At 46.1% G+C, this 2629-nt stretch carries 3 protein-coding genes and 1 pseudogene; 2 read left to right on the forward strand and 2 right to left on the reverse strand.

What is annotated here, in order from left to right:
• Window positions 1–165 (reverse strand): DUF480 domain-containing protein (locus tag A3761_RS25760; RefSeq protein WP_156491815.1); only part of this gene is annotated, 165 nt, incomplete at its 3' end.
• A gap of 180 nt (window positions 166–345) precedes the next feature.
• On the opposite strand from A3761_RS25760, the gene A3761_RS12125 reads away from it, so the two are divergent.
• Both A3761_RS12125 and A3761_RS27675 read left to right on the forward strand, forming a co-directional pair.
• On the forward strand, window positions 346–1173 hold the full coding sequence (locus tag A3761_RS12125) for a two-component system response regulator (RefSeq protein WP_197469682.1): 828 nt from the start codon (window positions 346–348) through the stop codon (window positions 1171–1173).
• Between the two features lie 15 nt (window positions 1174–1188).
• Window positions 1189–1440: pseudogene (locus tag A3761_RS27675) on the forward strand (HD-GYP domain-containing protein); the annotation flags it as partial.
• 205 nt (window positions 1441–1645) lie between these two features.
• On the opposite strand, the gene A3761_RS12130 reads toward A3761_RS27675, so the two are convergent.
• A partial coding sequence (locus tag A3761_RS12130; RefSeq protein WP_369808221.1) for an NAD(P)H-dependent flavin oxidoreductase occupies window positions 1646–2629 on the reverse strand: 984 nt, incomplete at its 5' end.

The raw sequence follows: 2629 nt of genomic DNA on the forward strand, positions 1-2629 counted from the left end.
AAGATCCATCACCGGTTCACGGCTAGTTTTCTGATTGCAGGCTGTCACCAGGCTATTGAGCGTTAAAGGATAGACATCGGGTGTGGTTAGCTGTTTCTCCATCAAGGCCCCCAAAATACGAGCTTCGACTAATGACAAGATGGAAGAAGAATCATGTTCACTCATTTATGATTTATGCCTTTTGTTATATTTTAGTGAATTTGTCGATTTTAACGTGTGTCTTTATCAATTACACGACTTATTGAAACAGCAATTATTGGACATCGGATCTATCCTCTGCATACTTATATAGCATAGTTTTTAGCACCAAGGCACTCTAGGACAATTACTTAAAAGGATATATCTATGAGCAAGCCGCTCATTATGATAGTTGATGATGAACCTATCAATTTACGTCTACTTTCTGAAGCACTCAAATCCGAGTTCGATCTTATTGCCGCCACTAATGGCACTCAGGCATTACAACAGCTCGAGCAGCAGCATGAGTCTATCGAACTGATCTTGCTCGATGTCAATATGCCTGGTATGTCGGGCATGGAGGTGCTTGACCGCATCAAAGAACATGATGAGTGGTCCGACATTCGCGTAATCTTCGTTACCGCAATGAACCAAGTTTGTGACGAAGCCGCGGGCTTGGCCCATGGTGCCGTCGACTATATTACCAAGCCCATTTCAGCCCCCATTGTCTTGGCTCGAATTCGTACCCAGCTTACCTTGCGGGCTGCCAAGAAATCCCTTGCCGAGCAAAATCAGCTACTTGAACAACACGTTCAAGAGCGTACTGAAGAAATTAGATATACCCAGGAAGTCGTTATCAACGCACTCACCACGCTCGCCGAAACCCGTGACCAGGAAACCGGATTACATATCGTTCGTACCCAACATTACGTTAAACAACTTGCAGAACTGGTGCGCGACTTACCCGAATATAAAGATGAGTTAGATGACGAAGCTATCGATGCAATGTTCCGAACAGCACCATTGCATGATGTTGGAAAGGTAGGGATCCCCGATCGAATACTACTTAAGCCCGGAAAGCTGGATGCAGAAGAATGGGAGATCATGCGCAGTCACGCTTCTTTAGGCGGCGATGCCCTGCAAAAAGCTCGTCAATTATCAAATAGGACACAAGAGGGCGATTGCTTCCTGAAATATGCACAGGAAATCGCTTAATGTCATCATGAAAAGTGGGATGGCTCTGGCTACCCTAAAGGGCTAAGCAAAGAAGCTATCCCATTATCTGCACGCTTAATGGCGATTGCCGATGTGTATGATGCCTTGATCTCCAAGCGTTGTTACAAAAGCGCCATGACACATGAACAAGCTTTAGAGATTATGCGCGAGGGCAGAGCTCAGCATTTTGACCCGGTAATGCTTGATGCCTTTCTGGATAACTGCCACTTATTCCTGGCAATCGCTGACAAGTACAAAGACGAGTAAGTGCTCGCAATATTTTCCGGACAAATAATGCGATCTGTTGTAGCGCAGTATCTGCCTCTCTAACACGTGGAGCAAATATCTTAAAGACGTGAAACAACCCCTCAAACACATCGTAAGTGAAATCACATTCGCTTTCATTTACGCGCTGGGCGGACGTATCGCCTGCCCAGTATCGTCAGCGCCAAGCTTAACCGTACTATAACCTTTACTTGGCAAAGCCCGGCTTTTCAACTGCGCCCAGGTACTCTACCTTTAACTCCTTTACTAAATCAGCCATCGATTTAATTGTGTGAATGCCCGATACGCCTTCACCAGCACTCCAAAAGTCCTTCCATGCATTACTACCTGCCAAATCAAGATCGACACTTTCCTTGGCCTGGTAACTTGCCAAGTCAACGCCAGCACGCTCAATTGACGGCTTAAGGAAGTTACACTTCACGCCAGTAAAGGTATCTGTGAAGATCAAATCTTTAATCCCTGATTCAACCAACATCTTTTTGTAGTCAGGGTCTACCTCGGCTTCTTCGGTGGCTATAAAGCGTGTTCCCATATAAGCAAAGTCTGCTCCCAGCACTTCAGCTGCACGTATACCGTAGCCATCATTCACAGCACCGGCCAAAGCCAAAGGGCCGTCCCAAAATTCTCGAATTTCTCTCACCAAAGCAAAGGGGTTAATGGTACCCGCATGGCCTCCTGCTCCTGCCGAGACAACAATAATTCCATCCACACCCGCAGCAATTGCTTTCTTCGCATGCTCTGCACGAATCACATCATGAAAGACAACACCGCCCCACTCATGCACTTCCTTCACTATCTCTGCAGGGTTGCCCTGACTGGTAATGACAAAAGGAACCTTATGCTTCTTGACCACTTCTCGGTCACTCGGTAAACGCGTATTTGAGGGATGTACAACCAGATTAACACCGAAAGGGGCAACAGGCTTGCCGGGGTTAGCTTCAGCAAACTGCGCCAAGTCCTCGCTAATTTCGCCAAGCCAAGTATCTAATAAGTCCTGAGTTCGGGTATTGAAGCTGGGAAACGTGCCTACGACTCCGTTTTTACATGCATTGATCACCAGTTTAGGGCTAGAGACCAAAAACATCGGCGCGCAGATAACAGGCAAGCTTAGTTTGTTTTCGAATAAGGCGGGTATTTGCATTTTTTCTATCTCAATGTAAAAGCTATTTTT

The organism is Oleiphilus sp. HI0123 (assembly GCF_001635315.1).

What these genes read in the sequence shown, in the direction of transcription:
- A3761_RS12125 (WP_197469682.1), top strand. Translation starts at nt 346, where the DNA reads ATGAGCAAGCCGCTCATTATGATAGTTGATGATGAACCTATCAATTTA.